The organism is Aquabacterium sp. TM01, assembly GCF_057808345.1.
Genome location: NZ_AP046529.1, coordinates 1,598,898 through 1,623,055 on the forward strand (window position 1 = coordinate 1,598,898; position 24,158 = coordinate 1,623,055).

The window sequence follows — 24,158 nt, forward strand, 5'->3', positions numbered from 1 at the left end:
TCAGCTCAAGGCAATCTCGTTCAGGGCTGCCTGCACGGCATCGCGGCTCATCGCGTCCAGCGGCAGGGCCAGCAGTTGCAGCATCTTGTAGCCAATGGCCTGGCGGGTCAGCTCGAAGGCACGGCGCTTGCCCTCGTCACCGCCTTCGGCGTTGGACGGATCGGGATAGCCCCAGTGCACCTTGACCGGGTGGCCATTGCCGCCGAAGAATACGGGGCAGGTTTCAGCCGCCGCGCTGTCGCACACGGTGATGACGATGGACAGTGGAGGCGCGTCGGGCGTGGTGAACTCGTCCCAGCTCTTGCTGCGGTAGGCCGAGGTGTCGATGCCCGCGCGGTTCAGGGCTTCGATGGCGAAGGGGTTGAGGCGACCGCTGGGCGCGCTGCCAGCGCTGTGCGCCTTCACATCCTTGCCGAGTTGGGCGGCGAGGTGGTTGAGCATGCCTTCGGACAGCACGCTGCGGGCCGAGTTGTGGGTGCAGAGGATCAGAACGTGGGTGGTCATGGTGGGCCCGGACGCGTCAGAGTTTGCCGATGGCATGGAGGTCTGCCTGGATGGACAGCGAGGCCAGCTTCTCAGCGGGCAGTGACAGCATCAAGTCGATGCGGCGCTTCAGAATCTGGGCCACTTCCTCGAACGCATGCTGTTGTTGTGCTGGCGTGCCCTCGACCGCCGCAGGGTCGTACACGCCCCAGTGGGCCGTCACAGGCTGGCCGGGCCACACAGGGCAAACCTCGCCCGCGGCGTTGTCGCAGACGGTGAACACGAAGTCGAGCGGTGGGGCATCGGGGCCGGCGAACTCGTTCCAGCTCTTGCTGCGCAGGCCCTCGTGCGGCAGGTTCAGGTGGGTCAGCACCTGCAGGGCCAGCTGGTGCACCTCGCCCTTGGGCTGGCTACCCGCCGACCAGGCTGTGAAGCGGTGGGCTGCCATGCCATTGAGCAGGCTCTCGGCCATGATGGAGCGGGCGGAATTGCCGGTGCACACAAAGAGCACGTTGTAGACCCTGTCAGCCATGTCAGGCTCCAGCAGGGTTGGTTTCGGGAAGTTCAGCCATTTCAGACAGGGCCAGCAGGCGTTGCACGCCCACGGGTTCCTGTTGTTGCAGTGGCACGATGGCGTGGCGCTGCGCGTGGTGTGAGCGGATCAGGTCGATCTCACGCAGCTCGTTGCGGGCGCGTTGTTTCAGCAGGGTCGATTGCGGCTGGCTGGCGGCGATGCTGTTGTTCACCACCCAGGCCCAGGGTTCGATGCCGGCGCGGCGCAGGTCGGCTTGCAGGTTGGCCGCCTCCAGCACTGGGGTGGTCTCGGCCAGGGTCACGAGCAGGACCTTGGTCTGCTTGGGGTCCTGCAACTGCATCATCGGCGTGGTGAAGTGCACGTTCGTGTCACCCATCTGGCGCACGATGTCGCGGTGGTAGGAGCCGGTGGCGTCCAGCAGCAACAGGGTGTGTCCGGTGGGCGCGGTGTCCATCACCACGAACTTCTTGCCGGCTTCGCGGATGATGCGCGAGAAGGCCTGGAAGACGGCGATCTCCTCGGTGCAGGGCGAGCGCAGGTCTTCTTCGAGCATGGCGCGGCCTTGCGCATCCAGCTTGGCGCCCTTGGTGGCCAGCACCTGCTGGCGATAGCGCTCGGTGACCTCGTGCGGGTCGATCCGACTCACGGTCAGGTTGTCCAGGCTGCCTTGCAGCGTTTCGGTCAGGTGTGCGGCCGGGTCGGAGGTGGTGAGGTGCACGGGCAGGCCGCGGTGGGCCAACTCGACCGCCACGGCAGCCGCCAGCGTGGTCTTGCCCACGCCACCTTTGCCCATCAGCATGATCAGGCCATGCCCGTTCTGCGCCATCTCGTCCACGAGCGATGACAGGCGCGCCGTCTGCAGGGATGGCGGCAGCGCCACTGGGGTCGTGTCGGTGGGTGGCGCCTGGTCAGACAGCAGATGCTGGAGGGCATCCAGCCCGACCAGATTGAAGGCCTTGAGCTCGATCTCGTCGCGCGGCAGGTCGCGCAGGGACGGGGGCAGGTCGGCCAACGCGGCCGCTTCGCGTGCCTGGATGGCTGCGGCCAGCGCGTCGTGCGCGCCTTCGCGCTCTGGCATCAGGCCGTTGATCACCAGATGCTGGCGCGACAGGCCGATGGCCGCCAGTTCATCGTGGGTGCGGGCCGCTTCACGCAGGGCGCCACCCTGGGCGCGGGCCACCAGCACGAGGCGGGTGCGCAAGGGGTCGGACAGCGCATCCACCGCTGCCTTGTAAGACGCGCGCTGTTTTTCGAGGCCGGCCAGCGGGCCCAGGCAGGAGGCATCGCCTTTGCCGGCTTCCAGAAAACCGCTCCACGCGCCCGGCAGTTGCAGTAGGCGGATGGTGTGGCCGGTGGGGGCCGTGTCAAACACGATGTGATCGAAGTCAGCGGTCAGGGGCGAGTCCAGCAGCATGCTGGTGAACTCGTCGAAGGCGGCGATCTCGGTGGTGCAGGCCCCCGAGAGTTGTTCCTCGATGCTTTTCACCACCGCATCGGATAGCACGCCGCGCACCGGCCCCACGATGCGGTCGCGGTAAAGCTGCGCCGCAGCCTGCGGGTCGATTTCCAGCGCAGACAGGTGGGCCACCGCCGGGATGGGCGTGATGTGGTTGCCGATCTGCACGCCAAACACCTGCCCGACGTTGGAAGCCGGGTCGGTGCTCACCAGCAGCACGCGGCGCCCGGCCTCGGCCAGCCGCACGGCGGTGGCGCAGGCCAGCGAGGTCTTGCCCACGCCGCCTTTGCCGGTGAAAAAGAGGAAGCGCGGCGCCTGGTCCAGAAACAGCATGGGGGACTCCGTTCTCAGCAGCAGCGGCTGCCTGCGCAGCAGCTACCGGCAGAGGGTGTGGCCGCCACAGCAGTGATGCCGGCCCAGCGCGCCAGGTCGTCTCGCGAAGGGTAGCGACCCGCCAGGGCAATCTGGCCATCGACCAGGGTCAGCGGCAGGCCCTCTTGGCCAGACAGCTCCAGGAAGGTCTTGACAGCAGGCGTTTCGGCAAAGGCCATGGGCTGCTGGGCCAGGTTGAAGCGCTCAATCTGGGCGCCGGCCTGACGGGCCCAATCGATGTCGGCCGCGAAGCTCACGAGGGCCTGATCGACCTCGACCCCGCATACGCCCGAGCTGCAGCACAGGGCAGGGTCAAACACTTGAATCGACTTCATTTTCAGACTCCTTGAATAATCAAAATAAAAGGGATGAGATGGCCGCTGTCGCGGCAACGCCTCAAGAGGGCAAGGTCGAATCCAACATGCGCGTGGCGGCAATCAGCCCGGCGCGCACGATCAAGGCTTGCGGAATCACCTCGTAGGTCTGGCCGTCCATGGCCAGGGTGCGGCATTCGTTGTCACCGCATTGCTCGCAACACGGGCTGGTGCCTGTTTGCGCCCCCAGCCAATGCTCCATCGGCTCCCCGTTGATCAGGATGCGGTTGGACACCACCGGCTCGGCCAGAAAGGTGGCCTCGCTCAATTCTTGGGTCTGCAACTGGGGCTCGACGCCCAGGGGCGCCAGGGCTTGGCGCAGGCGCTCGACGGCGGCCTGCACCTCCGAGCCGGTGTCACGGCAACGCGGGCAGGTCTGTCCGGCGTTGTTCACCAGCCGTTGCCAGATCAGCGGGAGGATTTTCACGATGGCGGCCCCTCGTTCTCAGCACTGGGTGCAGATGTTGGCCGCGTTCACGGTCGGGCACAACTCGGTCTGCCCGGCGCAGCACTCTTCCGTCAGGTAAGCGATCAGGTCCGACATCAAAGTGAGGTTGGCCCGGTAGCGCTGGAAGCGTCCTTCCTGGGTGGCCGTGACCAAGCCGGCGTGTGCCATCGCCTTCAGGTGGAAGGACAGGTTGGTTGGCGGCACGCCCAGCTTGGCGGCGATGTCACCGGCGACCATGCCTTCCTGACCCATGCGAACCAGCAGTCGGAACACATCCAGGCGAACCCCGGAGGACAGGGATTCGAAGACGGTGGTGGCGGTGCGTTGTTCCATGCGGCAATAATACAACAATCGTTGAAATATCGCAAGGAGCCAGGCTACGCCACCCGTTGCACAGTCTCCGCACACGCATGGGCGCCGCAGGCTCCTTCCTGAACGAAAATACGCGGTTTCGCCCGTCGTCGCATCACAAGGCCGCCACCCCTGCGCGTGGCATGGAAGGATTGGATTTGCAGCACCGTCTCGGCAGTTCACGACTCGTCCGCTTGCTCCAGGAATGGGCGCAGGTGGATGGCGAGTCGGCGCGTCAAGACGTGGCCGAGCGGCTCAGCCACTGGCTGAGTGCCTTTGATGCCGTCAAGCTCGATGGCGCGTTGCACTCCATCGAGTCCTACCCGTCTCAGACCAAGTTGCGCGGACAGGCGGTGGACGCGAGCGCGGTGGCCCAGGTGGTGAACCAGGTCAAGGCCGAGTTGACCGCCCTGATCACCGCGAAGGTGACGCCGCCCCACACCCCGTTGCCGTCCACCCCCCGGACCCTGCTGCACACCCTCGAAGAAGACGACGCCCGCGCCGAGTCCAAGTACGCCCCCCACTACCAACGCTACCAAAGCCTGCAAAAGCAGATGGATAACGCCGTGGGGGCTTTGAGAGTCCAGGTGCGCCAGATGCTCTCCAAAGGCTCGCCGGCCTTGCGGCAGTTGGTGGCGCTGGATGCGGTGATGGAACAGATGCTGGGTGCCCGCGAGCAAAAGCTGTGGACCAGCGTGCCGGTGTACCTGGAGCGGCGCCTGGAACACTGGCGCCAGCACCACCAACAGACCGTCGCGACGCAGGCAGGCGAGGATGACCCCATCCGCTGGCGACAACCCGGCGGCTGGATTGCTGCCTTTCAGCGCGACATGCGCGACATGATGCTGGCCGAGTTGCACCAGCGTCTGCAACCCATTCTGGGCCTGATGGAAGCCGCCCAGAACGCGGGCAATGAACTAAACAAGAACAGCGAACACAGCGAGAGCAGCGAATCACAATGAACAAATTCATGATGACCGTCATCTTCACCCTCGGCTTGGTGGCCGTGGGCTGGGTCGGCTGGGGCTTTGTGGGGACGAGCTGGATGGCCCTGGCCATGACCGCCGTGATCGGCGGGGTCTACGTCCTCGGCGCCCTGGAACTGCGGCGTTTTCGTGCCGCCACGGCCACGCTGAGCGAGGCGCTGGCCCACATCCCATCCGATTTGAGCGACCTGGGTGCCTGGCTGGCCCGCCTCCATCCCAGCTTGCAGCACCCGGTGCGCTCACGCATCGAAGGGCAGCGGGTGGCCATGCCGGGCCCGGCGCTCACCCCTTATCTGGTGGGCCTGCTCGTCATGCTCGGCATGCTGGGCACCTTCCTGGGCATGGTGGTCACCTTCCAGGGCGCCGTGTTCGCGCTCGAAGGCTCGGCCAATCTGGAGGCCATCCGGGGCGCCCTGGCCGCGCCCATCAAGGGCCTGGGCCTGGCGTTTGGCACCTCGGTGGCCGGCGTCGCCGCCTCGGCGCTGCTGGGCCTGATGTCAGCCCTGACCCGCCGCGAGCGCATCGAGGTCGCGCGCCAACTCGACGCCCAGATTGCCACCACCTTGCGCCCCCTGTCAGCGGCTCACCAGCGTGATGCCACCTTCAAGGCGCTGCAGGCGCAGGCCGATGCCATGCCGGTGCTGGTCGACCGTCTGCAGTCCCTGATGACCGGGCTGGAGCGCCGCAGTGAACAGCTCGACGCGCAACTGCTGGCGCAGCAACAGGCCTTCCACCGCGAAGCCGCCACCGCCTACACCGATCTGGCCCAAGCGGTTGGCACGTCCTTGCAAGACAGCCTCACCGCCAGCGCCCGTGCTGCCGGCGACACGCTCAGGCCCGTGGTCGAAACCGCCATGAGCGAGATCGCGCAAGAATCCCAGCGCACGCACCAGCGCCTGATCGACGCCACCCAGGCCCAGCTCAACGGATTGAGCACGCAGTGGGAGGGCACCGCCCGCCAGGTGGCCGACACCTGGACCTCGGCCCTGCATAACCAGAACCAGAATCAGCAGCACCTGCTGACGGGGCTCGATGGCGCGCTGCAAGCTTTCACGCAGACCTTCGAGCAACGTGCCGCCACCGTGCTCACATCGTTGCAAAGCGCCACCTCGCAAGCGCAGGCCGCGCAGGCTGAGGCCGACCAGCAGCGCCTGGCCGCATGGCAAGGCACGATGGCCACCTTGGCGACGACGCTCGCGGGCGAGTGGCAACAGGCAGGCGCTCAGACGGTGAGACAGCAACAGGCCGTGTGCCAGGCCCTGGAAGCGGCCTCGGCGCAGATCCGCGAACAGGCCGCGCAGGTGGCTGCCAGCTGGACGGCGGCACAGCACAGCCAGGCCCACACCCACGAGACGCTGGTGGCCGGCCTCGACCAATCTCTGCAGGGCTTCAACGACACCTTCGCCCAGCACGCCCGCGACGTGCTGACCTCGCTGCAGGACACCGCCTCGCAAGCGCAAGCCAGCCAAGCGACCGCCGAGCAGCAACGCCTGGCCGCCTGGCAGCAGGCCATGGACACCACGGCCGCGACGCTGGCTGCCGAATGGCAGCGCGTCAGCACCCAGACGCTGGACCAACAGCAGGCCGTCTGCCAGACGCTCGAGAGCGCTGCCGGCCAGATCACCGAGCGCGCCAGCCAGCACGTCAGCCAGACCCTGGCCGGCGTGACCCAGCTGCTGAGCCAGTCGGAAGAACTGGTGCGCGCCCGCCTGGCCTCCGAGCAGCAATGGATCGCCTCACAAGGCGAGCGCATGGACCAGCTGAGCGCCGTCTGGCGCACCGAACTGCAGGCCCTGCGCGACGAAGAAGCGCAGCGTGGCCGCGCCGCCGTCGAGCGCCTGGATGCCCTGCAGGCCGCCGTGGCCCAGCACCTGGCCACCCTGGGCACCTCGCTGGAAGCCCCGCTCAACCGCTTGCTGCAAACAGCCTCCGAAGTGCCGCAGGCCGCCGCCGAGGTCATCGTGCAGCTGCGCCGCGACATGGCCCACATCAGCGAGCGCGACAACCTCGCCCTGTCCGAGCGCACCGCCATGATGGCGCAGCTCGGCACCTTGCTGCAGTCCGTCAACGAAGCCGCCGGGCAGCAGCGCGCCGCCATCGAGTCCATGGTCAACTCGGCCACCGGCGTGCTGCAAGAAGCCGGCGCCCAGTTCGCCAGCGCCCTCAGCCAGCAAGCCGGTCAGGTCGATGAGGTGGCGGCCCATGTGGCGGCCAGCGCCGTCGAGCTGTCCAGCCTGGGCGAGTCCTTCGCGCATGGCGTGACCCTGTTCAGCGACACCAACGAGAAGCTGATCGGCAGCCTGCAAGGCATCGAGCGCGCCATTGGCCAGTCCCTCACACGCAGCGATGAGCAGCTGGCCTACTACGTGGCCCAGGCCCGCGAGGTCATCGACCTCAGCATCAGCTCGCAACAAGGCATCGTCGAAGACCTGCGCCGCCTGCATGGCAAGGCGCTGGCCTCTGCCGAAGGGGGCGCCCGATGATGGACCTCGACGACCGGGACGATGCCGTCGATCAGACGGCGCCGGTCTGGGCCGTGTTCGGTGACCTGATGTCCGGCCTGCTGGGCGCCTTCGTGCTGATCCTGGTGGGCATGATCGTGGTGCAGATGGACCTCGTCAGCAGCCTCAAGCAGGAGGTCGAAAAGCGCCAACAGGAAGAGCAGCGCCGCATGGCGCTCGAGCACGCCCTGGCCGGCCCCCTGGCCAGCGGTCGCGTCACCCTCAACGATGGCCGCATCGGCATCAGCGGTAGCGTGCTGTTCGCCGCCGGCTCGGACGAGCTGCGACCCGATGGTCGCCAGCTGCTCAAAAGCCTGGTGGAGCCCTTGCGGGTGTACCTGGGCGAACGCCAGGAAATGCTGATGGTGAGCGGTTTCACCGACGACACCCTGCTGCGCGACCGCAACCGCCGCTTCACCGACAACCTGGAGCTGTCTGCCCAGCGCGCCTTGACCGTCACCCGCGCTCTGATCGACGAGGGCATGCCCTCGTCCCAGGTCTTTGCCGCCGCCTTCGGGGCCGAGCAACCCGTGGCTCCCAATGCCGACGAGCGGGGCAGGGCGCAGAACCGACGGGTCGAAATGGCGCCGGTGCCCAAAACGGCACAGACTTCAGTACCCACCCCCACCCCCACCCCCACCCCCGCGCCCGTTCAGGCTCAGTCCCCGAGCCACCTGCCCCAGGCCGCCCAAGCCACTCGGCCCGATACGCCATGAGTGGGCCCACCTTGGCGTCGCTGCGCGAAACCGGCGCCCATCACCATGATCCGGCCCGCTTCCATTACCTGGAGGTGCTCGAACGCCGCCTGGTCACGCAGCCCGACGCGGTGCGACAGCGGCTGACCCAGCGCTTGCAAGTTGCGGTGCAAGACTACGCCCAGCGAGTGGCCCGTGTCGCCTCGCCCGAGGGCGAAACCCCCGGCGCGCGCCCAGCCAGCACCGTGCTGGCCTCGGCGCATGCCGCGCCCTTGACCCGCTTGAACCGCTACATTCAGGAGCGCACCCAGGCCCAGGCCGAACTGGTGGACCCGGAAGAGGGTGGCAACGCCTCCGATCTGAAAAGCGTGCGCGGCTTCAGCGAGGTCTGGTCCAAGATCGCGGCCGACCAGCAGGTGGTCCAGGCCGTGCACCGTGGACCGGATAACGCCGGCCCACTCAACTCGCACCGGCTCATGCTGCGCTCGCTCACCCTCATGCGCAGCCTGTCCCCCGACTACCTGGGGCGCTTCCTGGCCCAGATGGAAACCTTGCTCTGGCTGGATCAGGTCAACCAGCAAACGACGTTGAAAGACGCCAAATCCAAGCGGCCGAGTCGAAGCAAAAAATGACCCGCTTGTGGCCCAGGCGGCAGCCTCAGGTCAGATAGCTGATCACCTTCAGCACAGCCACACCCGCCAGCACCACCATCAAGATCAACAACAGCACCCACGACGGCTTGCGATTGGCCTGACGACGGCTGTTGCGAGACGGCAGCGGGCGGCGCTTGTCTTCGCCCAGTCGTGAATCCAGTGTGCTGGAGTGTGTGAACCCTGACTGCCCGAAGGTCGAGACCTCATCGGTCTTTTGCTGCTGCCACTGACTGTCCCGGTCTTTGCTCATGTTCGCTTGTTCCTCGCTGTGATCATGGATGGTGGGCGTGGCCCAACTGCTGCGTCAAAAAGGGCACCACCGCCTGTGCCACCCCCTCCGGGTCATCGGCAAATGGGAAGTGGCCGCTGTCAGGCAGCAGCACCACTTCGGCCTTGGCAAACACGGCCTTTTGCCGCTCGGCCAGTGCCGTGGGCAGATACGGGTCGGCGGCGCCCCAAACCACCCGCGTCGGCCAAGGATGTGGTCGCAACAGTTGTGCCAGCATCTCGGCCCGCTGACCCGGCTCTGACGTGGCGCGGTAAAGCTTGAGGATCGCACGGCGTGTGCCCGCGTCGAGATCGTCGTACATCCGGTTCAGGAAGGCATCAGGCAAACCGCGCGGCGACCCCTTGCGCAAAGCCCACTTGAAGCCGGCCCGATGGGTCAGCCACTGGTGCAACTCACCCAGGATCGGCGTTCGCCAGATGCGCGCCATCGTGTGCCAGCTGTACCCGATCAGCACACCGGTGTTGATCAAGGTGATGCTGCCTACCGACAGCGGTGACATGGCCGCCCACATCAGGCCCCAGGGGCCGCCAAAATCATGCAGCACCAGATGGGCCCGACTGATGCCCAGCTGCTTCAAGGCCTCGCCCAGAAAGGTGGCGCCGCCCTCGACCGAATAGGGGTAGTCGGCAGGCTTGTCGGCCTGGCCAAAGCCCGGCATGTCCATCGCCACCACCCGACCCACGGGCGCCAGCCGGCGCATCAGGTCACGCCAGTCTTCACCCGAGCCGGGGTTCCCATGCACAAACACCACCGCTTCGGTGGCGCGCAAGTTCGCGCCGCCTTGCAGCACGCGCGTGCGGATGCCGCAGGCGCTCAGGTGAGACTCATGCAGGGGTGCATCCATCAGGCAATACCGTAGCCTTCTTCGCGGATGATTGCGCGCACGGCGTCCTCGCCGAGCACCGTTTCCACCGTCACCAAGCCCTGAGCCAGGTCAACCGTCACCTGCGCCTCACCATCTTGGTCCTGCACCGCCTGGGTGATGGCCTTGACGCAGTGCTGGCAGCTCATGCCGGTGACGTGCAATTGATAGGTGGCAGGGGTTGTCATGGCGGTGATCCTTTCAAAGGGCGATACTGACGCCATTGTGAAGTGAACCCGATATGTGCGCCATGCCTGCATCCGAAGTTTCCCCTCTTGCGCGGAGCGACAGAGCCGACCCTGCCGCCGAGCACACAGTGCAACTCGCCGTGCGGGGCATGACCTGTGCGGCCTGTGTGACGCGGGTGGAGCGGGCGCTGAAGAAGGTGCCTGGCGTGGCCGAGGCCCAGGTCAACTTCGCCACCGAAATGGCCACGGTGGAATGGGCTGCGCCGCCCGATGAGGCCCACGCCAGCGCCCAGGCTGACATCCTGCTGGCGGCCGTCGAGCGTGCGGGCTACCACGCCCAGATCCAGCACGCGGACGACGCAGTCGTGGAAGAGGTGGTGCCGTGGTGGAGCGTCTGGGGGGCGGTGGTCTTTGGGGCTGCCGCCAGCCTGCCCCTGGTGCTGCCCATGTTGTGGGGTGACCACCACTTCTGGCCGGCCTGGGTGCAGTTCGCCCTGGCCACACCGGTGCAGTTTCTGCTGGGGGCACGTTTCTACAAGGCCGGCTGGGCGGCCCTTAGGGCGGGCACGGGCAACATGGACCAACTGGTGGCCTTGGGCACCTCGGCCGCCTGGGGCTTGTCCATGTGGCTGTGGTGGCGCCACAGCCACAGCACCGACCCTCATGCCGCTCACAGTGCACCTGAACTGTATTTCGAATCGGCCGCGGTCATTATCACCTTGGTGTTGCTCGGCAAGGCCCTGGAGGCCCGCGCCAAGCGCCAGACCACGGCCGCCATCCGCGCCCTGCAATCGCTGCGGCCCGACACCGTGCACCGGCAGGGCCCACAAGGCGAAGTCGAGGTGCCGCTCAAGCAGGTGCTGGTCGATGACCTGCTCATCGTGCGCCCCGGTGAGCGCGTCCCCACCGATGGCGTGGTGATCGAGGGCAGTGGCCACGTCGATGAATCCCTGCTGACCGGCGAGCCCCTGCCCGTGAGCAAGGCCCCGGGCGATCCCCTTACCGGCGGCGCCATCAACACCGAGGCGCGCCTGCTGATGCGCGTCACCGCCGTCGGCGGTCAGACCATGCTGGCGCACATCATCCGCCGCGTGGTGGAGGCGCAGGCGGTCAAGGCCCCCATCCAGCGCGTGGTCGACCGCGTGTCGGCGGTGTTCGTGCCCACCGTGCTGGGGCTGGCCTTGTTGACTGGCCTGGGCTGGTGGTGGGCTGGTCTGGACGGCGAAGTGGCCCTGATCCGTGCCGTGGCCGTGCTGGTCATCGCCTGCCCCTGTGCCCTGGGCTTGGCCACCCCCGCAGCCATCATGGCCGGGACCGGGGCGGCCGCCCGCCACGGTATCCTCATCAAAGACCCCGAGGCCCTGGAGGTCGCACACCGTGTGCAGGTGGTGGCGTTCGACAAGACCGGCACCCTCACGCAGGGACGGCCGCTGCTGGTGGACTGGCAGGTGGCCGACGGCATCGACCTGAGCCGCACACAGGCCCTGCAAACAGCGGCGGCCCTGCAGTCCGGCAGCGAACACCCCTTGGCGCGCGCGGTGCTCGGTGAAGCCAGCCGCCAGGGCTTGAGCCTGTCCGCCGTGCACCAACTCCAGGCCGTCGCGGGTCGCGGCATCCAGGGCGTGCTGCCCGCCAGCACAGGCGGCAGCCAGACCTGGGCCTTGGGCAGCACCCGCTGGATGAGCGAGTTGTGCCCTGGCGCCAGCCTGAGCCCCTGGGCTCAAACCCTGGACGCTTGGCATGCCCAGGGCCACACCGTGTCTTGGTTGCTGCGGCAAGGCCCGGCACACGCATCCATGCCCCAAGGGACGACTCCCGCCGATGCGGCTTGGCAGATTGTGGCCCTCATGGCCTTTGGCGACGAGCTCAAACCCGAAGCCGCTGCCGCCGTGACGCGGCTGCATGAACTCGGTGTGCGCACCGTCATGATCTCGGGAGACAACCGCAGCGCGGCCGAGCACATCGGCCGCCAGCTGGGCATCCAGCAGGTCATTGCCGAAGTGCTGCCTGGCGACAAGGCCGATCACATCCAGCGCCTGCAAGCAGGGCAGGGTGGTAACCGGCAGGTGGTCGCCATGGTGGGCGATGGCATCAACGACGCACCCGCACTGGCGGCGGCCGATGTCGGCATGGCCATGGCCAACCCGCAGGGCGGCGCTGATGTTGCCTTGAACGCCGCGGGCGTCACGCTGATGCGCGGCGACCCGACGCTGGTGCCCGCCGCCTTGGACATCTCGCGCCGAACCTCGGCCAAGATCTGGCAGAACCTCGCGTGGGCGTTTGGCTACAACATCATTGGCATCCCGTTGGCGGCGTTCGGCGGGCTCAACCCCATGCTGGCGGGTGCGGCCATGGCCTTGAGCAGTGTCAGTGTCGTGAGCAACGCCTTGCTGCTGTCGCGCTGGCGCGCATGACGTAAACTTGCGGGCTCAGGCTGCCAGTAGCTCAGTTGGATAGAGCACCCGCCTTCTAAGCGGGCGGTCGGGGGTTCGACTCCCTCCTGGCAGGCCAGAGCCCTTCATCCCACCTCAGGATCTGACTCCATGTTTGATGCCCTCAAGCGTTTGATCGATCCCGATCACGTCGAATCGGACGATGCCCGTGTGCTCTTGGCATGGGCCAAAGCCGAAGGGCACGCCTTCAAGCACGTCAAAGGCAAGACCGGTGGTGGGCATGTCGTCGAGGCGGCCGCAGGCTGGCGTGCCGAGTGGGGCAGCTCTCAACGCCCCTACATCATCGGCAAGGAACTGCGCTTTCGCGCTGAAACGGGCATCCCTGGCGACGTGCAGCTGATCCTGGTCTCCAAGGTGCTGGCCCACACGTTGGAGTCGGATGTTTTCAGCCGTTTTACCAACGCCATGCAGACGCAGATCGACAACACGCTGCCGGATGAGATGCGCTGGTTGGCGATGCACCCTCCGGTGTGCCTGCCCGATGAGTCCGTCTTGTCGCGGCGTTTTGCCCTGTTTTCCAACGCCGAACCGGTGGTGAGGCATTGGCTGGATGCCGACACCGTGCAGGCCCTCGAAGAGGCCGCCATATCCTGGTGGTCGGACGCGTTGGTGCTGGTCCTCACCCTCAATCGCGGCATCCTGACGGCGCGCATGGCGGGGCAACCCATCGAGAAAGCCCAATTGACGCTGGTCAGTGCCCTGTTCGCCAAACTGGCGGCGCGCTTGCAGGTGGTCGCGCGCCTGGTTGCCTGAGTCGGCTCAGGGCTTGCCCTGGCGGCTGCTCAGAAACGCTTCCATCGCCTGGCCGGCTGCGGGCTTGCTGAGGTTGATCAGAAAATGATGCTTTTCCTGGTCGAGGTGAGGGCGCAAGGGCTGTGACGCATCGTTCACCAGTTCCTTGATGCTGGCGAGCACATCCGGCGCCATCTCGCCCAGACGGGCAGCCAATTTCAGGGCCTCGTCCAGCACCGTACCGGCCGGGGCGATCTGGTGCACCAGGCCGTACTGAGCCCACTGTTGCGCGGTTTGCGTGTCACCCAGCCACAGCAGGGCCAAGGCGCGGCTACGGCCCAGGGCGCGTGCCAGATGCCAGCTCGCACCGCCATCCGGCGACAGCGCCACCTTGCTGTAAGCCGTCAGAAAGCGGCTGTTCTCGCCCGCGACGATCAGGTCGCACGCCAGCGCCACCGACACCCCACCGCCGGCGGCCACGCCCTCCACGGCGGCGATCACCGGCTTGGGGAAGCAGCGCAGTGCCTCAATCCATTGATGAAACGCGTCCATGTTGCCGGCCTGGGCCGCCAAGTCATGTGCCCGGTTGTGCGCCAAACGCTGCAGGTCCCCGCCGCCGCAAAAGTGCCCGCCCGCCCCGGTGATCACCACCGCGCGCACCTCCGGACTGGACTCGGCCATGTTCAGCGTTTCGATCCCGGCGGCGTACACCTGGGGCGACAAGGCGTTGCGCGTGGCAGGCCCCGACAAAGTCATCACCAGGGTGTCGCCTTGGCGCTCGGTTTGCAGTTCAGTGCTCATGGAAATCTTCAAGAATGGCGGTCATCGGGTATGTACCCCGCAGATTTCGGGTGTGGGTGAGACCCCACTTCGAGGACTTACCGTGAGGAGTGTCACAGGATGTTCATGCTAGAGTGAAATCTTAGGCCTCATGATGCACCGAGATGAACAACATTAAGCGGGTATCGGCCGCAGCACTTGCTGGTGCGACGCTCGCTTTGGCGTCAGGGACATCCCACGGCATGGGCTTCGGACGTCCAGTCAGCCGCGCCATCCTTGGCGAACCTTTGCGGGTCAGCGTGCCACTTCGTCTCGAAGCCGGCGAAGCTCTCGGTGCCGACTGCGTCTCGGTCGAGGTGTATTACGGCGACGACAAGCTCTCGTCATCCCAGATCCAGGTGTCGCTGATGGGGGGCAACGGCCGCGAAACGACGGTGCAGGTGCGCACCACGGTCCCCATCACCGAGCCCATCGTCACCTATCACTTGATCGCGGGCTGCCAGGCCAAGATCAACCGCCAATTCGTGGCGCTGGCCGATCCGCCAGGCCTGACCCTGCCGGTGGAGCGCATCACCGCCCCTGTGAGCGAAACCCCGTCCCCCGCTGTGCCGAATGCCAGCGTGCGTGGCGCTTCGCCCGTGGGGTCCGATGCCGCTCCATCGGGTGTCGCCCCTTCTCCCTCGACTCGCTCCAGCCGCGACTCCGCCAAGCGCACGCCCCGCCCCGCACCAGCCCCACGCGGGGGAGCGCAGGCACCCGCTGTGCGCCAGGTCACCGAGGCCGATGCCAAGCCGGCGCCCCGTGCCAGCCTGTCCTTGACGCCGAAGGCTGCAGCAGCGGTTCTGCCACCGGCAGGGCGCCTGGTGCTCGACCCGGTGGAGACCGATGCGGCCGCACGCCCTGATTTGCGCATGTCTGGCTCGCTGGGCACCGTGGCGCCTGCCGACGAGACCGCCTCGCCCGAAGTGCAACAGCGTCGCGCTGCGGCAGCGGCGCTGTGGCAGGCCATGAACCTGTCGCCCGAGGAGGTGGCGCGTGACCGGCAGAAGCTGCTCGCGCAAGAGCAGATGCTCGCCCAATTGCAGCAGCAGGCGTCGCAGCCCCGCGCCGCAGCGCCGGCCATGCCTGGGTCCACGGGCGAGGCTTCGGGCGCGCAGGGCGGGCGCTCGGGGCTGTTGTATGCGGTGGGCGGGCTGGCGCTGCTTGGCCTGGGGCTGTGCGCAGCGCTGTTCCTCAAGTTGCGCCGCCGCCAACAAGACGAAGCGGCTTGGTGGCAGTCGCAGATGCAGGAGCCTCAGGGCGATGCTTCCGCGTCGGTGGCTCCCGCAACGGTGGCCACCACTCCCACCCCGGCCCCGGTCGCTGCATCCGCCGCAGGGTCGGCGGCACTGGCCCCTGTTTCAACTCGTCAGCCTGAGGGCGCATCACCGAAGTCTGACATCGAGCGCGCATCGGCCCGTGTGGTGCCCGCTGCGGCTGTGGTGGCGCCGGCCTATCAGGCCGTGACACCGCCACCTGTCGCGTCCACGCCCCCGGCGCGCGCCCCCTCGTACGAGGCGACGCGCGAGGTGTCGGTCGAGGAGTTGATCGACCTGGAACAACAGGCCGAGTTTTTCGTGGTGCTCGGTCAGGACGACGCGGCGGTGGACTTGCTCGAGTCACACGTTCACTCGGTGTCGGCCAGCCCCTTGCCCTTCCTGAAGCTGCTCGAGATCTACCAGCGCCTGGGCAAGCGCGCAGATTACGAACGCATTCAAGAGGCGTTCAATCAGCGCTTCAACGCCCATGCGCCCGCCTGGGATGCCGACCTGCAGCACGGGCACGAACTGCTCGACTACCCTGGTGTGGTCGAGCGTTTGCAGACCCTGTGGCCTGTGCCGGCCAAGGCCATGGACGTTCTTGAGAAGTCGCTGACCCGTCCGGAAAGCGAAGCGGACACCTTTGAGCTGCCGGCCTACCGTGAACTGCTCTTCCTGTACGCGGTGGCACGCGATCTCTCTGAGCGTGAGCAGGGCGAACGGCCTCGCGTTGACCTTCTGGCCAGCGAACCGGGCCGTCATGCTGGCACCATCCCGTTCGATCTGTCGGCGCATGACAGCGCGGTAGAGCCTCTGATGGCCACCCGTCCCATCAAAGCCATCGCCGCGGCTCAGCCCAGCCTCAGCCTGGACCTGCATCTGGATGAACTGTCACCTGACGACAAGCCGAGCTCGTCTTATGGCGATGTGACGGTCTCGGGCAAGGCTGCGGCTGTAAACGAGCAAGAAGTCGAGCACATCGACTTGCCCGGCTTGTCAGAACTGGACACCGAGGCCCGCAGCGCTCACAAACCGTAATCGACGCTGGGGGCCTGGCCGGCTTGCGGCGAGATCGCCTGCATGATCAAGGCGCGGGTCAACCGGTCCGAGATCAGCTCGGCAAACGCCAACACGAACTGTCGCATGTAAGCGCCCCGTTTGAACGCCAGGCGCGCCACATTGGGCCCGAACAGGTGTCCCACCGGGCGGGACACCAGCTCACTGCCCGGTGCGTTCATGGCCGGGTCGTCTTTCACCGCCATCTCGGCCACCAGGCCAATGCCCAGGCCCAGGCGGGTGTAGGTCTTGATCACGTCCGCGTCGATGGCGTCCAGCACCACATTGGGCTTGAGCCCGCGCTGGGCGAAGGCCAGGTCGATGCGACGGCGCCCGGTGAAGGACGGGTGATACGAAATCAGCGGCTCGGCCGCCAGGTGCTCCAGCGTCAGGCGGGGCACCGAGGCCAGCGGGTGATTGGCCGGCATCACGGCCACATGCTGCCACTCGTAGCAGGGCAGGGTGACCAGTTCGGCAAAGTCATTGAGCGACTCGGTGGCCAGCCCGATGTCGGCCACCTCGTCGAGCACCATCTGCGCCACCTGCTCGGGCGTGCCCTGGTGCAGGCTCACCGACACCTTGGGGTACTTCTTGCGCAGCGCTGCCACAGGCTCGGGCAGCACATAGCGCGCCTGCGTGTGGGTGGTGGCAATCGACAGGGTGCCCGCATCCTGCATGGCGTACTCCTCGCCAATGCGCTTGAGGTTGCCCAGCTCACGCAGGATCACGTCGATCGACTTGAGCACCTGCTGGCCGGGCTCGGTCACCCGCTTGAGGCGCTTGCCGTGCCGCACGAAGATGTCCACGCCCAGCTCTTCCTCCAGCTCCAGAATGGCCTTGGAGATACCGGGCTGCGAGGTGTGCAGTGCCTTGGCGGTTTCCGTCAGGTTGAGGTTGCGTCGGGCCGCCTCGTGGACGAACTTGAACTGGTGCAGGTTCATGGTGGTTCAGGAGGGATGTGCCAGGGACCAGGCGGCCTCGGACAGCGCCTGGATCAAGATGTCGGTTTCGCCCACGGCGGCACTCAGGCGCCACTGAACCTGAGGGTGGTGTTCGGCCATCTCGGCCATCAAGCGCGGCAGATCCTTGCGGACATGTCCACCCGCCCCCAGGAAAAGAGGCACCACGGTCACGTGCGTGCAGCCTTGGGTCACCAGTTGGGCACCGGCTTCCAGCAGGGTGGGGCTCATGAACTCCAGAAAGGCCAGGGCCACTTCGGTGCCTTGCGCTTGGGCGCGCAAGCGCAGGGCACGCGCGGCGGCCTCGAAGGGTTGGGCCCAGGCTGGGTCACGCGCGCCATGGGCAAACAACAAGATGCCGTCTTTGCTCATAAGGGGGTCAACGGTAGCGAACGAGCCACGCAAAGGCGCTCATGGACAGCAGGAGGTAGAGCACGCTGGGCGCGGCAGCCGCGAGCCAGGGCTCCCAGTCGTTCAGCAGGCCCAGGTGGCTGGAGATGTGGTTGGCCAGCACAAAGCTGATGCCCACCATCACTCCGCCGAAGATCTTCAGGCTCATGCCGCCGCTGCGCGCATGCAGGTAGGCGTAGGGCAGGGCCAGGGCCACCATCACCAGGCACACCAGGGGGTAGAAGCTCTTCTTCCAGAATTCGATCTCGTAACGCTGGGCAGCCTGGGCATTGCTGGCCAGGTGCTCCGTGTAGCGCCACAGGGCGAAGGTGGACATGGTTTCAGGCGGCAGCACCGAAGCCGACACCACCAGGGGCGTGAGGCTGCTGTGCCAGTCGAGCGACGCCAGTTGCGACTCCCGCACCAGGCGCGCTCCTGCGCGCACGGCTTGCTCGTCGATTTGCTGCTCATGAGACAACCAGACGGTTTCCTGCACCCCTTTGAGCTGCCAGATGGAGCCTTGCGCCGAGGCCCCGCCACCCATAGGCCGAATGCGCGCCTCCTGGGCGAACAGGCGACGCTGCAATCGCCCCTGCGCATCGAATTCGAAGATGCGCACGGCGCCAAACTCCACATCGCTGACGGCGGAGCCCACGTTGACCGTGATGGTGCGGGAGGGCTCGCCCGGCACGTCCCGACGTTCACGCAACCAGGTGCCACTGCCGCCCAGCTTCAACGTGCCACGCTGCCCGATCTGGGCCTTGTGCAGGGTCAACTGCTGCTCAGTCCAGGGGACGACCGAGTTGCCCACCACCATCATCAGTACCGCAGCCGAAAAACCCAGCACCCCCAGCAGGCTCAGTGCGCGTCCGGGCCCCAGGCCACCCGTGCGCAGGATGGTGAACTCGGTGGTGCGGGCCATGCCGGCCAGCGCCAGGATCGAGCCGATCAGCAGGCCGATCGGGAAGATGTCGTAGAAGTGCTGTCCCTGCATGTACAGGCAGCTGATCAGCGAGTCGATCGCGCTGAATTTGCGGATCTCGTCGACGAAATCGATGAAGAAGAACAGCGCTGAAAAAGCCAGCGTCACGCCAAAGACGTGCTTGATGACCGTGCTGAAAATGAGTTTGCGAACGGTGTTCATCACACGCCCTCCGCATTGGTGGCCGTCAACGCGCGTCGGGACACATGGCGCCCCGGTAGAACGGCCCCATCACGCCACCAGATCAACAGCAAGGCGCCCACCGTCAAACCGCCATGAATGAGCAGCAGGCCCGGAATCCAGGCCAGCTTGCCCTGACTGACCCACGCCTGGCTCAGGCTCAGCAGGTTGAAATACACCACGAACACCAGCAAGGCATAGACCAGATTCCAGTTGCTATTACGCCGTGCATTGCCTGCCGCCAGGCTCAGCCCGGCCAACACCATGTTGAAGGTGGCCCAGATCAGACCAAAGCGCCACGTGAGCTCGCCCTGTGTCGGGCGTGAGTCGATCGCCAGCAAGGCCAAGGTGGACATGCTGCGCGGCTCAGGCACCTTGAGCGCGACATTGGGCGCCTCGCCCACAGCGATGCGGGCGGTGCCGAAGTGGGACAGGGTTTTCTGGCCCGTGCTCAGGTCGGTCTGGGTACGCTCGCCCTGCGTCAGCACCAGGTAGCGCAGGCCTTGGTCCAGTTGCAGCAGGCCCTCGCGCGATGTGACGACCGACTCCTGGCCCTTGTCCGTCATCACCATGAAAACGTTGCGAGCGGTTTGTTGGCCGTCGCTGTGGCTGTCAATGAAGAAGACGCGCTTGCCGTCGGCCGAGGTCTGGAACTGCCCGGGCGCCACCCGCGCCATGTCCGAGCGCTGTTCGTAGCGCTGTTTCAGCACCTCGGTCTGGTTCTGAGCCCAAGGCCTGGCCACCAGGGTGCACAGCGCGACCAGCGCGATGGCCGGCCAGGCCATTTTCAACAGCGGCTTGATGAAGGCAAATTGGCTGGCCCCACTGACTTGCCACACCACCATTTCACTGTCGCGCCACAGCCGGCTCAACACAGTGACCACCGCCACAAACACAGCCAGTGCCACCATGATGGGCAACTGGCCGATGAGGGTGTAGCTCAGCACCAGGCTCAAGTCGGCAGGCGCAAAGGCGCCCCGCGTGGCCTGACTCAGGATGCGGATGAGCAACATGGTCAGCAACACGGTGAGCAGCACGACCAGGGTGCCGATAAAGCTGCGCCAGAGTTCTCGGCGTACGGAGGAATCGAATAACATTGTTCGGATCTGTTTTCAACTGTCCATTATGGACTTGCACAGCATGGACTACCGCGCTATCTCGGCCCAAGGGCCCGCTTTGTCTCAGGTGAATGCCGACGCCCTCGTGGTGGTGCTCACGCCTGATCTGGCCCGCACGGGCGACGCCGCCCTTGACCGCCTGATTGATGATGCCGTCAAGGCGGAAGATTTCGCGCTCAAGGCGGGCAAGACCCTCTATGTGCATCGCCCATCGGGTCTGAAAGCCTCGCGCCTGGTATTGAGTGCCGCGGCCAATGCCGACCCCAAGGCCTTCAAGGCGGCCGTGGCCAAGGGGCTGGCTGCGGTCAAGGACCTGGGTGCGGCCCACACCGCTGTGGCCGTGACGCATGGTTTTGCCCTCACCGCGCCGCACGCCCAGGCGCTGGCACAGGCCGTGGCCGATGTCACCTATGTGTTCCGCCATACCAAGCCCAGTGCACCCAAGGCCGGCGCACTCAAGAAGGTTACCCTGTTGTGTGCCGAAGCCGAGCTGGCGGGTGCCAAACAGGGGCTGGCACAAGGCAAGGCGCTGGCCGAGGGCGTGACCCTGGCGCGCGAGTTGGGCAACCTGCCGGGCAACTACTGCACGCCGTCTCACCTGGCGCACGAGGCGCGTCAACTGGCCAAGGCCCACAAGCACATCAAGGTCGAGGTGCTGGAGCGCCACGCGCTGGAAAAGCTCAAGATGGGCTCGTTCCTGTCCGTCACCAATGGGTCAGCCCAGCCGCCCAAGTTCATCGTCTTGCGCTACCAAGGCGCTGCAGCGTCGCACGCACCGCTGGTGCTGGTGGGCAAGGGCATCACGTTTGACACGGGCGGCATCTCGCTCAAGCCTGGTGCCGGCATGGACGAGATGAAGTACGACATGGGTGGGGCGGCCAGCGTGCTGGGCACCTTCCGCACCATCGCCGAGCTGCAACCCAAGGTCAACCTAGTGGGCCTGATCCCCACCTGCGAGAACATGCCCAGCGGCACGGCCACCAAGCCCGGTGATGTGGTCACCAGCATGTCGGGCCAGACCATCGAGGTGCTCAACACCGACGCCGAAGGCCGTCTGATCCTGTGCGATGCGCTGACCTATGCCGAGCGTTTCAAGCCCGCTGCCGTGGTGGACATCGCCACCCTGACGGGCGCCTGTGTGATCGCCCTGGGCCATCAGCACAGCGGCCTGTTCTCGGCCGACGACGAATTGGCCCAGGCTCTGCTGGGCGCCGGTCAGCAAGCCCTGGACACCGCCTGGCGCATGCCCCTGGACGATGAGTACGGCGAGTCGCTCAAGAGCAACTTTGCCGACCTGGGCAATGTCGGTGGGCGCGAGGGTGGGGCGATCACGGCGGCGGTTTTCCTGAGCAAGTTCACCAAGGCCTACCGCTGGGCGCACCTCGACATCGCTGGGTCAGCCTGGAAGTCGGGCGCGGCCAAGGGCGGCACGGGCAGACCGGTGGGGCTGCTGACGCAGTTCATCCTGGACCAGGCCAGCGCGGGTGCTGCGGCCATTCAGCCCCAGCCGGCCAAACCGGTGAAGAAGTCGGCCAAACCGGTCGCCACGAAGAAGGTTGCGGCGAGGCCTGCCAGCAAGACATCGGCCAAGCCAGCGGTCAAGAAGGTTGCGGCCAAGTCTGCGCGCCGTCCTGCAGCGGGCCGCGCTTGAGCATAGGGGGCGGGTAGACATGAGCATCGTCGAGTTTCACCACGGCGTCTCCGACAAGCTGGCCTATGCCTGCCGTCTGTTGCGCAAGGCCTACCGTGCGGGCGCCCAGGTGGTGGTGACGGGCGACGCTGCGGCGCTGAAGGCTCTCGATCGACAGCTCTGGGTGTTTGAAGACCGGGAGTTCGTGCCGCATGTGCTGGCCCAGTCCGAAGGGGCGGTGCCGGTGCGACAGCACAGCACGCCCATCTGGCTGACCGTTGACCCGGCCACGGCACCTGGTGAGCGTGGCGTGCTGGTCAACATCGGGCAGACGCTGCCGGTAGGCTGTGAACGATTTGTGCGCTTGTTCGAGATCGTCTCCAACGAGGCCAACGATCGCCAGCAAGGCCGCATGCGCTGGAAATCTTACGCTGCCAAGGGCTGGCAGGTGAACCCTCACGAGGTCAAAGAATGAACGAGACTGATCGCCCTCATCTGCCGCATGTGCCCACCTTGACCGAAGTCATTGAGGTCGAGCCCCTGCATCTGGATACCGATACGGCACCTGCGCCCGCACCCGTACTGGGTGATGCACCGCCTCACATGATCGTGACACGCAACCTGCCGGAGAAAGAGGACGCGCCGGATTGGGTGCCCCTCAAGACCCTGGTGTTGCCGACCCACCCGGAGGCTGGGACGGCGACACCTGAGTTCGGCCAGCCCCCACTTGATCTGAGTGATGTGCCTTTGCTCAGTGAGCCCGTGTTGACCTCCGAAGTCGTGGCGTCGATGCCGGTGAAGCCGGCCGAGTTGACCCACGAGCAAGTCGTGCAGCGCGTCATGGTGGATGTGCAGCGGCGCGTCGACAGCATGCTGGAGTTCCGTCTGCGTGAGGCCTTGACGCCCATCCTGGCGCGTCACACCGAGGCGTTGATCCGCGACATGCGCGATGAACTCAGCCTCACGATGCGTGACGTGGTGACCCGTTCGGTGGCGCAGGAGCTGGCCAAGTTGCGCCAGCGCTGAGGCGCTCAGAGCTGTGTTCGTCTGACTATTGTTTCCTTCACAAGGAGTTCTTCATGGCGTGTTTCCCCAAGGCGGGTCGTTCGGTTCTGGCGGTGTCGGCCGTGGTGGCGGCGGTGGTGTCTCACTCGGCACAGGCCCAAACGGTGGTGCGCATCGGCCACGTTGGCCCCGTGTCGGGCCCTCAGGCCCACTACGGGCGTGACAACGAGAACGGTGCCCGCATGGCGGTGGATGAGCTCAACGCGCAGGGGGTCACGATCGCCGGCAAGAAAGTGCGTTTCGAGCTGATCGCCGAAGACGATGCCGCCGATCCGAAGCAGGGTACGGCCGCAGCACAAAAGCTCTGCGACGCCAAGGTCAACGGCGTGGTCGGCCACCTGAACTCGGGCACCACCATTCCGGCCGCCAAGGTGTACAGCCAGTGCGGCCTGCCCATGGTGACGCCCTCGGCCACGAACCCCGAGCTGACGCAGCTGGGCTACAAGAACGTGTACCGCCTACTGGCCAATGACAATGCCCTGGGCGCGGGCCTGGCGCAATACGCGGCACAGGTGTTGAAGGTCAAGAAGGTGGCGGTCATTGACGACCGGACAGCCTACGGCAAGGGCGTGGCCGACGTGTTTGCCAAGACAGCCAAGAGCTTGGGCATCGAGGTCGTCAGCCAGCAATACACCAACGACAAGGCTGTGGACTTCATGGCCATTCTGACGTCCATCAAGAGCCGCAAGCCAGATGGCATTTTCTTCGGCGGAATGGACCCGCAGGCCGGCCCCATGCTGCGCCAGATGCAACAGTTGGGCTTGACCAAAGCCTACCTGTTTGGGGGCGATGGCATCTGCACCGATAAGTTGAAGGACCTGGCCAGCGGCGCGCGCACCTTGAACAACGTGGTGTGTGCGGTTGGTGGGGCGGCCATCGACAAGATGCCCAACGGCAAGGACTGGCGCGCGCGTTACGACGCCAAGTTCCCCAAGCAGTTCCAGGTCTATTCCCCCTACACCTACGACGCGACGATGGTGCTGGTGGACGCCATGAAGCGCGCCAACTCGGTCGACCCCAAGGCGTATGGGCCCAAGCTGGCCACCACCCAGTACCAGGGGGTGACCGCCAAAGTTGTGTTCGAGCCGCAAGGCGACCTGAAGAACCCGGCCTTGACGCTGTACGTCTACAAAGATGGCAAGAAAGTCGCTGTGAACTGAATCAGGCAGTCAAAAACTTGCTATAGTTAAGGGCTTCGGAGAGGTGGATGAGCGGTTTAAGTCGCACGCCTGGAAAGCGTGTGTGGGTTAATCCCCACCGCGGGTTCGAATCCCGCCCTCTCCGCCAGATGCAAGCCCTAAGTGATTCCGTCACTTAGGGTT

The 24,158-nt window shown here is 66.0% G+C and carries 25 protein-coding genes and 2 tRNA genes; 13 read left to right on the forward strand and 14 right to left on the reverse strand.

Translation table 11 applies throughout. The features are described 5' to 3' along the window. The 6 genes from AC3WW4_RS07415 to AC3WW4_RS07440 all read right to left on the reverse strand — a co-directional run bounded on the left by AC3WW4_RS07415 (position 1) and on the right by AC3WW4_RS07440 (position 4,001). On the reverse strand, positions 1-504 hold the full coding sequence (locus AC3WW4_RS07415; RefSeq protein WP_488827739.1) for an arsenate reductase ArsC: 504 nt from the start codon (positions 502-504) through the stop codon (positions 1-3). Between the two features lie 16 nt (positions 505-520). Then, positions 521-1,015, reverse strand: a complete 495-nt coding sequence (locus AC3WW4_RS07420; RefSeq protein WP_488827740.1) for an arsenate reductase ArsC — start codon at positions 1,013-1,015, stop codon at positions 521-523. A 1-nt stretch (position 1,016) separates the two neighbouring features. Further along, on the reverse strand, positions 1,017-2,807 hold the full coding sequence (gene arsA, locus AC3WW4_RS07425) for an arsenical pump-driving ATPase (RefSeq protein WP_488827741.1): 1,791 nt from the start codon (positions 2,805-2,807) through the stop codon (positions 1,017-1,019). A 14-nt stretch (positions 2,808-2,821) separates the two neighbouring features. Then, positions 2,822-3,181: an arsenite efflux transporter metallochaperone ArsD gene (gene arsD, locus AC3WW4_RS07430; protein WP_488827742.1), complete on the reverse strand. Its 360-nt coding sequence runs from the start codon at positions 3,179-3,181 to the stop codon at positions 2,822-2,824. Between the two features lie 61 nt (positions 3,182-3,242). Beyond that, positions 3,243-3,647: a DUF2703 domain-containing protein gene (locus AC3WW4_RS07435; protein WP_488827743.1), complete on the reverse strand. Its 405-nt coding sequence runs from the start codon at positions 3,645-3,647 to the stop codon at positions 3,243-3,245. 18 nt (positions 3,648-3,665) lie between these two features. Then, a complete protein-coding gene (locus AC3WW4_RS07440) occupies positions 3,666-4,001 on the reverse strand; it encodes an ArsR/SmtB family transcription factor (protein WP_488827745.1) in 336 nt (111 codons plus the stop codon). 161 nt (positions 4,002-4,162) lie between these two features. Between AC3WW4_RS07440 and AC3WW4_RS07445 the strand changes: the two genes are divergently transcribed. Genes AC3WW4_RS07445 through AC3WW4_RS07460 form a run of 4 tightly spaced genes read left to right on the forward strand, consistent with a single transcriptional unit; the run spans position 4,163 to position 8,833 of the window. After that, positions 4,163-4,981, forward strand: coding sequence for a DUF3348 family protein (locus AC3WW4_RS07445; RefSeq protein WP_488827746.1), 819 nt, complete (start codon positions 4,163-4,165; stop codon positions 4,979-4,981). 8 nt (positions 4,982-4,989) lie between these two features. Beyond that, entirely contained in the window at positions 4,990-7,488 is a 2,499-nt protein-coding gene (locus AC3WW4_RS07450; RefSeq protein WP_488827747.1) for a DUF802 domain-containing protein, read from the forward strand. Next, positions 7,485-8,222, forward strand: coding sequence for an OmpA family protein (locus AC3WW4_RS07455; RefSeq protein ID WP_488827749.1), 738 nt, complete (start codon positions 7,485-7,487; stop codon positions 8,220-8,222). The genes AC3WW4_RS07450 and AC3WW4_RS07455 overlap by 4 nt, the downstream gene beginning before the upstream one ends. Next, the gene (locus tag AC3WW4_RS07460; RefSeq protein WP_488827750.1) at positions 8,219-8,833 is read left to right on the forward strand and encodes a DUF2894 domain-containing protein; all 615 of its coding nucleotides are present in this window, start codon (positions 8,219-8,221) and stop codon (positions 8,831-8,833) included. The genes AC3WW4_RS07455 and AC3WW4_RS07460 overlap by 4 nt, the downstream gene beginning before the upstream one ends. A gap of 25 nt (positions 8,834-8,858) precedes the next feature. On the opposite strand, the gene AC3WW4_RS07465 is transcribed toward AC3WW4_RS07460, so the two are convergent. Genes AC3WW4_RS07465 through AC3WW4_RS07475 form a run of 3 tightly spaced genes read right to left on the reverse strand, consistent with a single transcriptional unit; the run spans position 8,859 to position 10,193 of the window. Next, positions 8,859-9,104, reverse strand: coding sequence for a hypothetical protein (locus tag AC3WW4_RS07465; RefSeq protein WP_488827752.1), 246 nt, complete (start codon positions 9,102-9,104; stop codon positions 8,859-8,861). Between the two features lie 22 nt (positions 9,105-9,126). Beyond that, the gene (locus tag AC3WW4_RS07470; protein WP_488827753.1) at positions 9,127-9,987 is read right to left on the reverse strand and encodes an alpha/beta fold hydrolase; all 861 of its coding nucleotides are present in this window, start codon (positions 9,985-9,987) and stop codon (positions 9,127-9,129) included. After that, entirely contained in the window at positions 9,987-10,193 is a 207-nt protein-coding gene (locus AC3WW4_RS07475; RefSeq protein WP_488827754.1) for a heavy-metal-associated domain-containing protein, read from the reverse strand. Before AC3WW4_RS07475 ends, AC3WW4_RS07470 begins: the two co-directional genes overlap by 1 nt. Positions 10,194-10,255: 62 nt before the next feature. Between AC3WW4_RS07475 and AC3WW4_RS07480 the strand changes: the two genes are divergently transcribed. The 3 genes from AC3WW4_RS07480 to AC3WW4_RS07490 all read left to right on the forward strand — a co-directional run bounded on the left by AC3WW4_RS07480 (position 10,256) and on the right by AC3WW4_RS07490 (position 13,399). Beyond that, complete coding sequence (locus AC3WW4_RS07480; RefSeq protein ID WP_488827755.1) at positions 10,256-12,607, forward strand: heavy metal translocating P-type ATPase; 2,352 nt, start codon at positions 10,256-10,258, stop codon at positions 12,605-12,607. 20 nt (positions 12,608-12,627) lie between these two features. Next, a tRNA-Arg gene (locus tag AC3WW4_RS07485) sits at positions 12,628-12,704 on the forward strand. A 32-nt stretch (positions 12,705-12,736) separates the two neighbouring features. Then, positions 12,737-13,399 (forward strand): hypothetical protein, encoded by a 663-nt coding sequence (locus AC3WW4_RS07490; RefSeq protein ID WP_488827756.1) that lies wholly within the window; start codon positions 12,737-12,739, stop codon positions 13,397-13,399. Between the two features lie 6 nt (positions 13,400-13,405). On the opposite strand, the gene AC3WW4_RS07495 is transcribed toward AC3WW4_RS07490, so the two are convergent. Next, positions 13,406-14,179, reverse strand: coding sequence for an oxepin-CoA hydrolase, alternative type (locus AC3WW4_RS07495; protein WP_488827757.1), 774 nt, complete (start codon positions 14,177-14,179; stop codon positions 13,406-13,408). 221 nt (positions 14,180-14,400) lie between these two features. Here AC3WW4_RS07495 and AC3WW4_RS07500 point away from each other — a divergent pair, with 221 nt between their 5' ends. Next, positions 14,401-16,494 carry a type IV pilus assembly protein FimV gene (locus AC3WW4_RS07500; protein WP_488827758.1) on the forward strand — a complete coding sequence of 698 codons (2,094 nt, stop codon included), beginning with the start codon at positions 14,401-14,403 and terminating at the stop codon, positions 16,492-16,494. Here AC3WW4_RS07500 and AC3WW4_RS07505 read toward each other — a convergent pair. From AC3WW4_RS07505 to lptF, 4 genes are read right to left on the reverse strand one after another with little or no spacing between them, the layout of a single operon-like run. Then, entirely contained in the window at positions 16,482-17,453 is a 972-nt protein-coding gene (locus AC3WW4_RS07505) for a CysB family HTH-type transcriptional regulator (RefSeq protein ID WP_488827760.1), read from the reverse strand. The genes AC3WW4_RS07500 and AC3WW4_RS07505 overlap by 13 nt on opposite strands. Positions 17,454-17,459: 6 nt before the next feature. Further along, positions 17,460-17,843, reverse strand: a complete 384-nt coding sequence (locus AC3WW4_RS07510) for a sirohydrochlorin chelatase (RefSeq protein ID WP_488827761.1) — start codon at positions 17,841-17,843, stop codon at positions 17,460-17,462. Between the two features lie 7 nt (positions 17,844-17,850). Beyond that, entirely contained in the window at positions 17,851-19,005 is a 1,155-nt protein-coding gene (gene lptG, locus AC3WW4_RS07515; RefSeq protein ID WP_488827762.1) for an LPS export ABC transporter permease LptG, read from the reverse strand. Then, positions 19,005-20,120, reverse strand: coding sequence for an LPS export ABC transporter permease LptF (lptF, locus tag AC3WW4_RS07520; RefSeq protein WP_488827763.1), 1,116 nt, complete (start codon positions 20,118-20,120; stop codon positions 19,005-19,007). Before lptF ends, lptG begins: the two co-directional genes overlap by 1 nt. A 43-nt stretch (positions 20,121-20,163) precedes the next feature. Between lptF and AC3WW4_RS07525 the strand changes: the two genes are divergently transcribed. The 5 genes from AC3WW4_RS07525 (at position 20,164) to AC3WW4_RS07545 (ending at position 24,123) form a co-directional block, all read left to right on the forward strand. Continuing rightward, positions 20,164-21,792 (forward strand): leucyl aminopeptidase, encoded by a 1,629-nt coding sequence (locus AC3WW4_RS07525; RefSeq protein ID WP_488827764.1) that lies wholly within the window; start codon positions 20,164-20,166, stop codon positions 21,790-21,792. 19 nt (positions 21,793-21,811) lie between these two features. Continuing rightward, complete coding sequence (locus AC3WW4_RS07530; protein WP_488827765.1) at positions 21,812-22,246, forward strand: DNA polymerase III subunit chi; 435 nt, start codon at positions 21,812-21,814, stop codon at positions 22,244-22,246. After that, positions 22,243-22,797 carry a hypothetical protein gene (locus AC3WW4_RS07535; RefSeq protein WP_488827766.1) on the forward strand — a complete coding sequence of 185 codons (555 nt, stop codon included), beginning with the start codon at positions 22,243-22,245 and terminating at the stop codon, positions 22,795-22,797. The genes AC3WW4_RS07530 and AC3WW4_RS07535 overlap by 4 nt, the downstream gene beginning before the upstream one ends. Positions 22,798-22,850: 53 nt before the next feature. After that, on the forward strand, positions 22,851-23,996 hold the full coding sequence (locus AC3WW4_RS07540; protein WP_488827767.1) for a branched-chain amino acid ABC transporter substrate-binding protein: 1,146 nt from the start codon (positions 22,851-22,853) through the stop codon (positions 23,994-23,996). 37 nt (positions 23,997-24,033) lie between these two features. Continuing rightward, positions 24,034-24,123 (forward strand) — tRNA-Ser (locus AC3WW4_RS07545). Positions 24,124-24,158: the final 35 nt, after the last annotated feature.

What these genes read in the sequence shown, in the direction of transcription:
- AC3WW4_RS07415 (WP_488827739.1), bottom strand. Translation starts at nt 504, where the DNA reads ATGACCACCCACGTTCTGATCCTCTGCACCCACAACTCGGCCCGCAGC.
- AC3WW4_RS07420 (WP_488827740.1), bottom strand. Translation starts at nt 1,015, where the DNA reads ATGGCTGACAGGGTCTACAACGTGCTCTTTGTGTGCACCGGCAATTCC.
- arsA (WP_488827741.1), bottom strand. Translation starts at nt 2,807, where the DNA reads ATGCTGTTTCTGGACCAGGCGCCGCGCTTCCTCTTTTTCACCGGCAAA.
- arsD (WP_488827742.1), bottom strand. Translation starts at nt 3,181, where the DNA reads ATGAAGTCGATTCAAGTGTTTGACCCTGCCCTGTGCTGCAGCTCGGGC.
- AC3WW4_RS07440 (WP_488827745.1), bottom strand. Translation starts at nt 4,001, where the DNA reads ATGGAACAACGCACCGCCACCACCGTCTTCGAATCCCTGTCCTCCGGG.
- AC3WW4_RS07445 (WP_488827746.1), top strand. Translation starts at nt 4,163, where the DNA reads ATGGAAGGATTGGATTTGCAGCACCGTCTCGGCAGTTCACGACTCGTC.
- AC3WW4_RS07450 (WP_488827747.1), top strand. Translation starts at nt 4,990, where the DNA reads ATGATGACCGTCATCTTCACCCTCGGCTTGGTGGCCGTGGGCTGGGTC.
- AC3WW4_RS07455 (WP_488827749.1), top strand. Translation starts at nt 7,485, where the DNA reads ATGATGGACCTCGACGACCGGGACGATGCCGTCGATCAGACGGCGCCG.
- AC3WW4_RS07460 (WP_488827750.1), top strand. Translation starts at nt 8,219, where the DNA reads ATGAGTGGGCCCACCTTGGCGTCGCTGCGCGAAACCGGCGCCCATCAC.
- AC3WW4_RS07465 (WP_488827752.1), bottom strand. Translation starts at nt 9,104, where the DNA reads ATGAGCAAAGACCGGGACAGTCAGTGGCAGCAGCAAAAGACCGATGAG.
- AC3WW4_RS07470 (WP_488827753.1), bottom strand. Translation starts at nt 9,987, where the DNA reads ATGGATGCACCCCTGCATGAGTCTCACCTGAGCGCCTGCGGCATCCGC.
- AC3WW4_RS07475 (WP_488827754.1), bottom strand. Translation starts at nt 10,193, where the DNA reads ATGACAACCCCTGCCACCTATCAATTGCACGTCACCGGCATGAGCTGC.
- AC3WW4_RS07480 (WP_488827755.1), top strand. Translation starts at nt 10,256, where the DNA reads ATGCCTGCATCCGAAGTTTCCCCTCTTGCGCGGAGCGACAGAGCCGAC.
- AC3WW4_RS07490 (WP_488827756.1), top strand. Translation starts at nt 12,737, where the DNA reads ATGTTTGATGCCCTCAAGCGTTTGATCGATCCCGATCACGTCGAATCG.
- AC3WW4_RS07495 (WP_488827757.1), bottom strand. Translation starts at nt 14,179, where the DNA reads ATGAGCACTGAACTGCAAACCGAGCGCCAAGGCGACACCCTGGTGATG.
- AC3WW4_RS07500 (WP_488827758.1), top strand. Translation starts at nt 14,401, where the DNA reads ATGGGCTTCGGACGTCCAGTCAGCCGCGCCATCCTTGGCGAACCTTTG.
- AC3WW4_RS07505 (WP_488827760.1), bottom strand. Translation starts at nt 17,453, where the DNA reads ATGAACCTGCACCAGTTCAAGTTCGTCCACGAGGCGGCCCGACGCAAC.
- AC3WW4_RS07510 (WP_488827761.1), bottom strand. Translation starts at nt 17,843, where the DNA reads ATGAGCAAAGACGGCATCTTGTTGTTTGCCCATGGCGCGCGTGACCCA.
- lptG (WP_488827762.1), bottom strand. Translation starts at nt 19,005, where the DNA reads ATGAACACCGTTCGCAAACTCATTTTCAGCACGGTCATCAAGCACGTC.
- lptF (WP_488827763.1), bottom strand. Translation starts at nt 20,120, where the DNA reads ATGTTATTCGATTCCTCCGTACGCCGAGAACTCTGGCGCAGCTTTATC.
- AC3WW4_RS07525 (WP_488827764.1), top strand. Translation starts at nt 20,164, where the DNA reads ATGGACTACCGCGCTATCTCGGCCCAAGGGCCCGCTTTGTCTCAGGTG.
- AC3WW4_RS07530 (WP_488827765.1), top strand. Translation starts at nt 21,812, where the DNA reads ATGAGCATCGTCGAGTTTCACCACGGCGTCTCCGACAAGCTGGCCTAT.
- AC3WW4_RS07535 (WP_488827766.1), top strand. Translation starts at nt 22,243, where the DNA reads ATGAACGAGACTGATCGCCCTCATCTGCCGCATGTGCCCACCTTGACC.
- AC3WW4_RS07540 (WP_488827767.1), top strand. Translation starts at nt 22,851, where the DNA reads ATGGCGTGTTTCCCCAAGGCGGGTCGTTCGGTTCTGGCGGTGTCGGCC.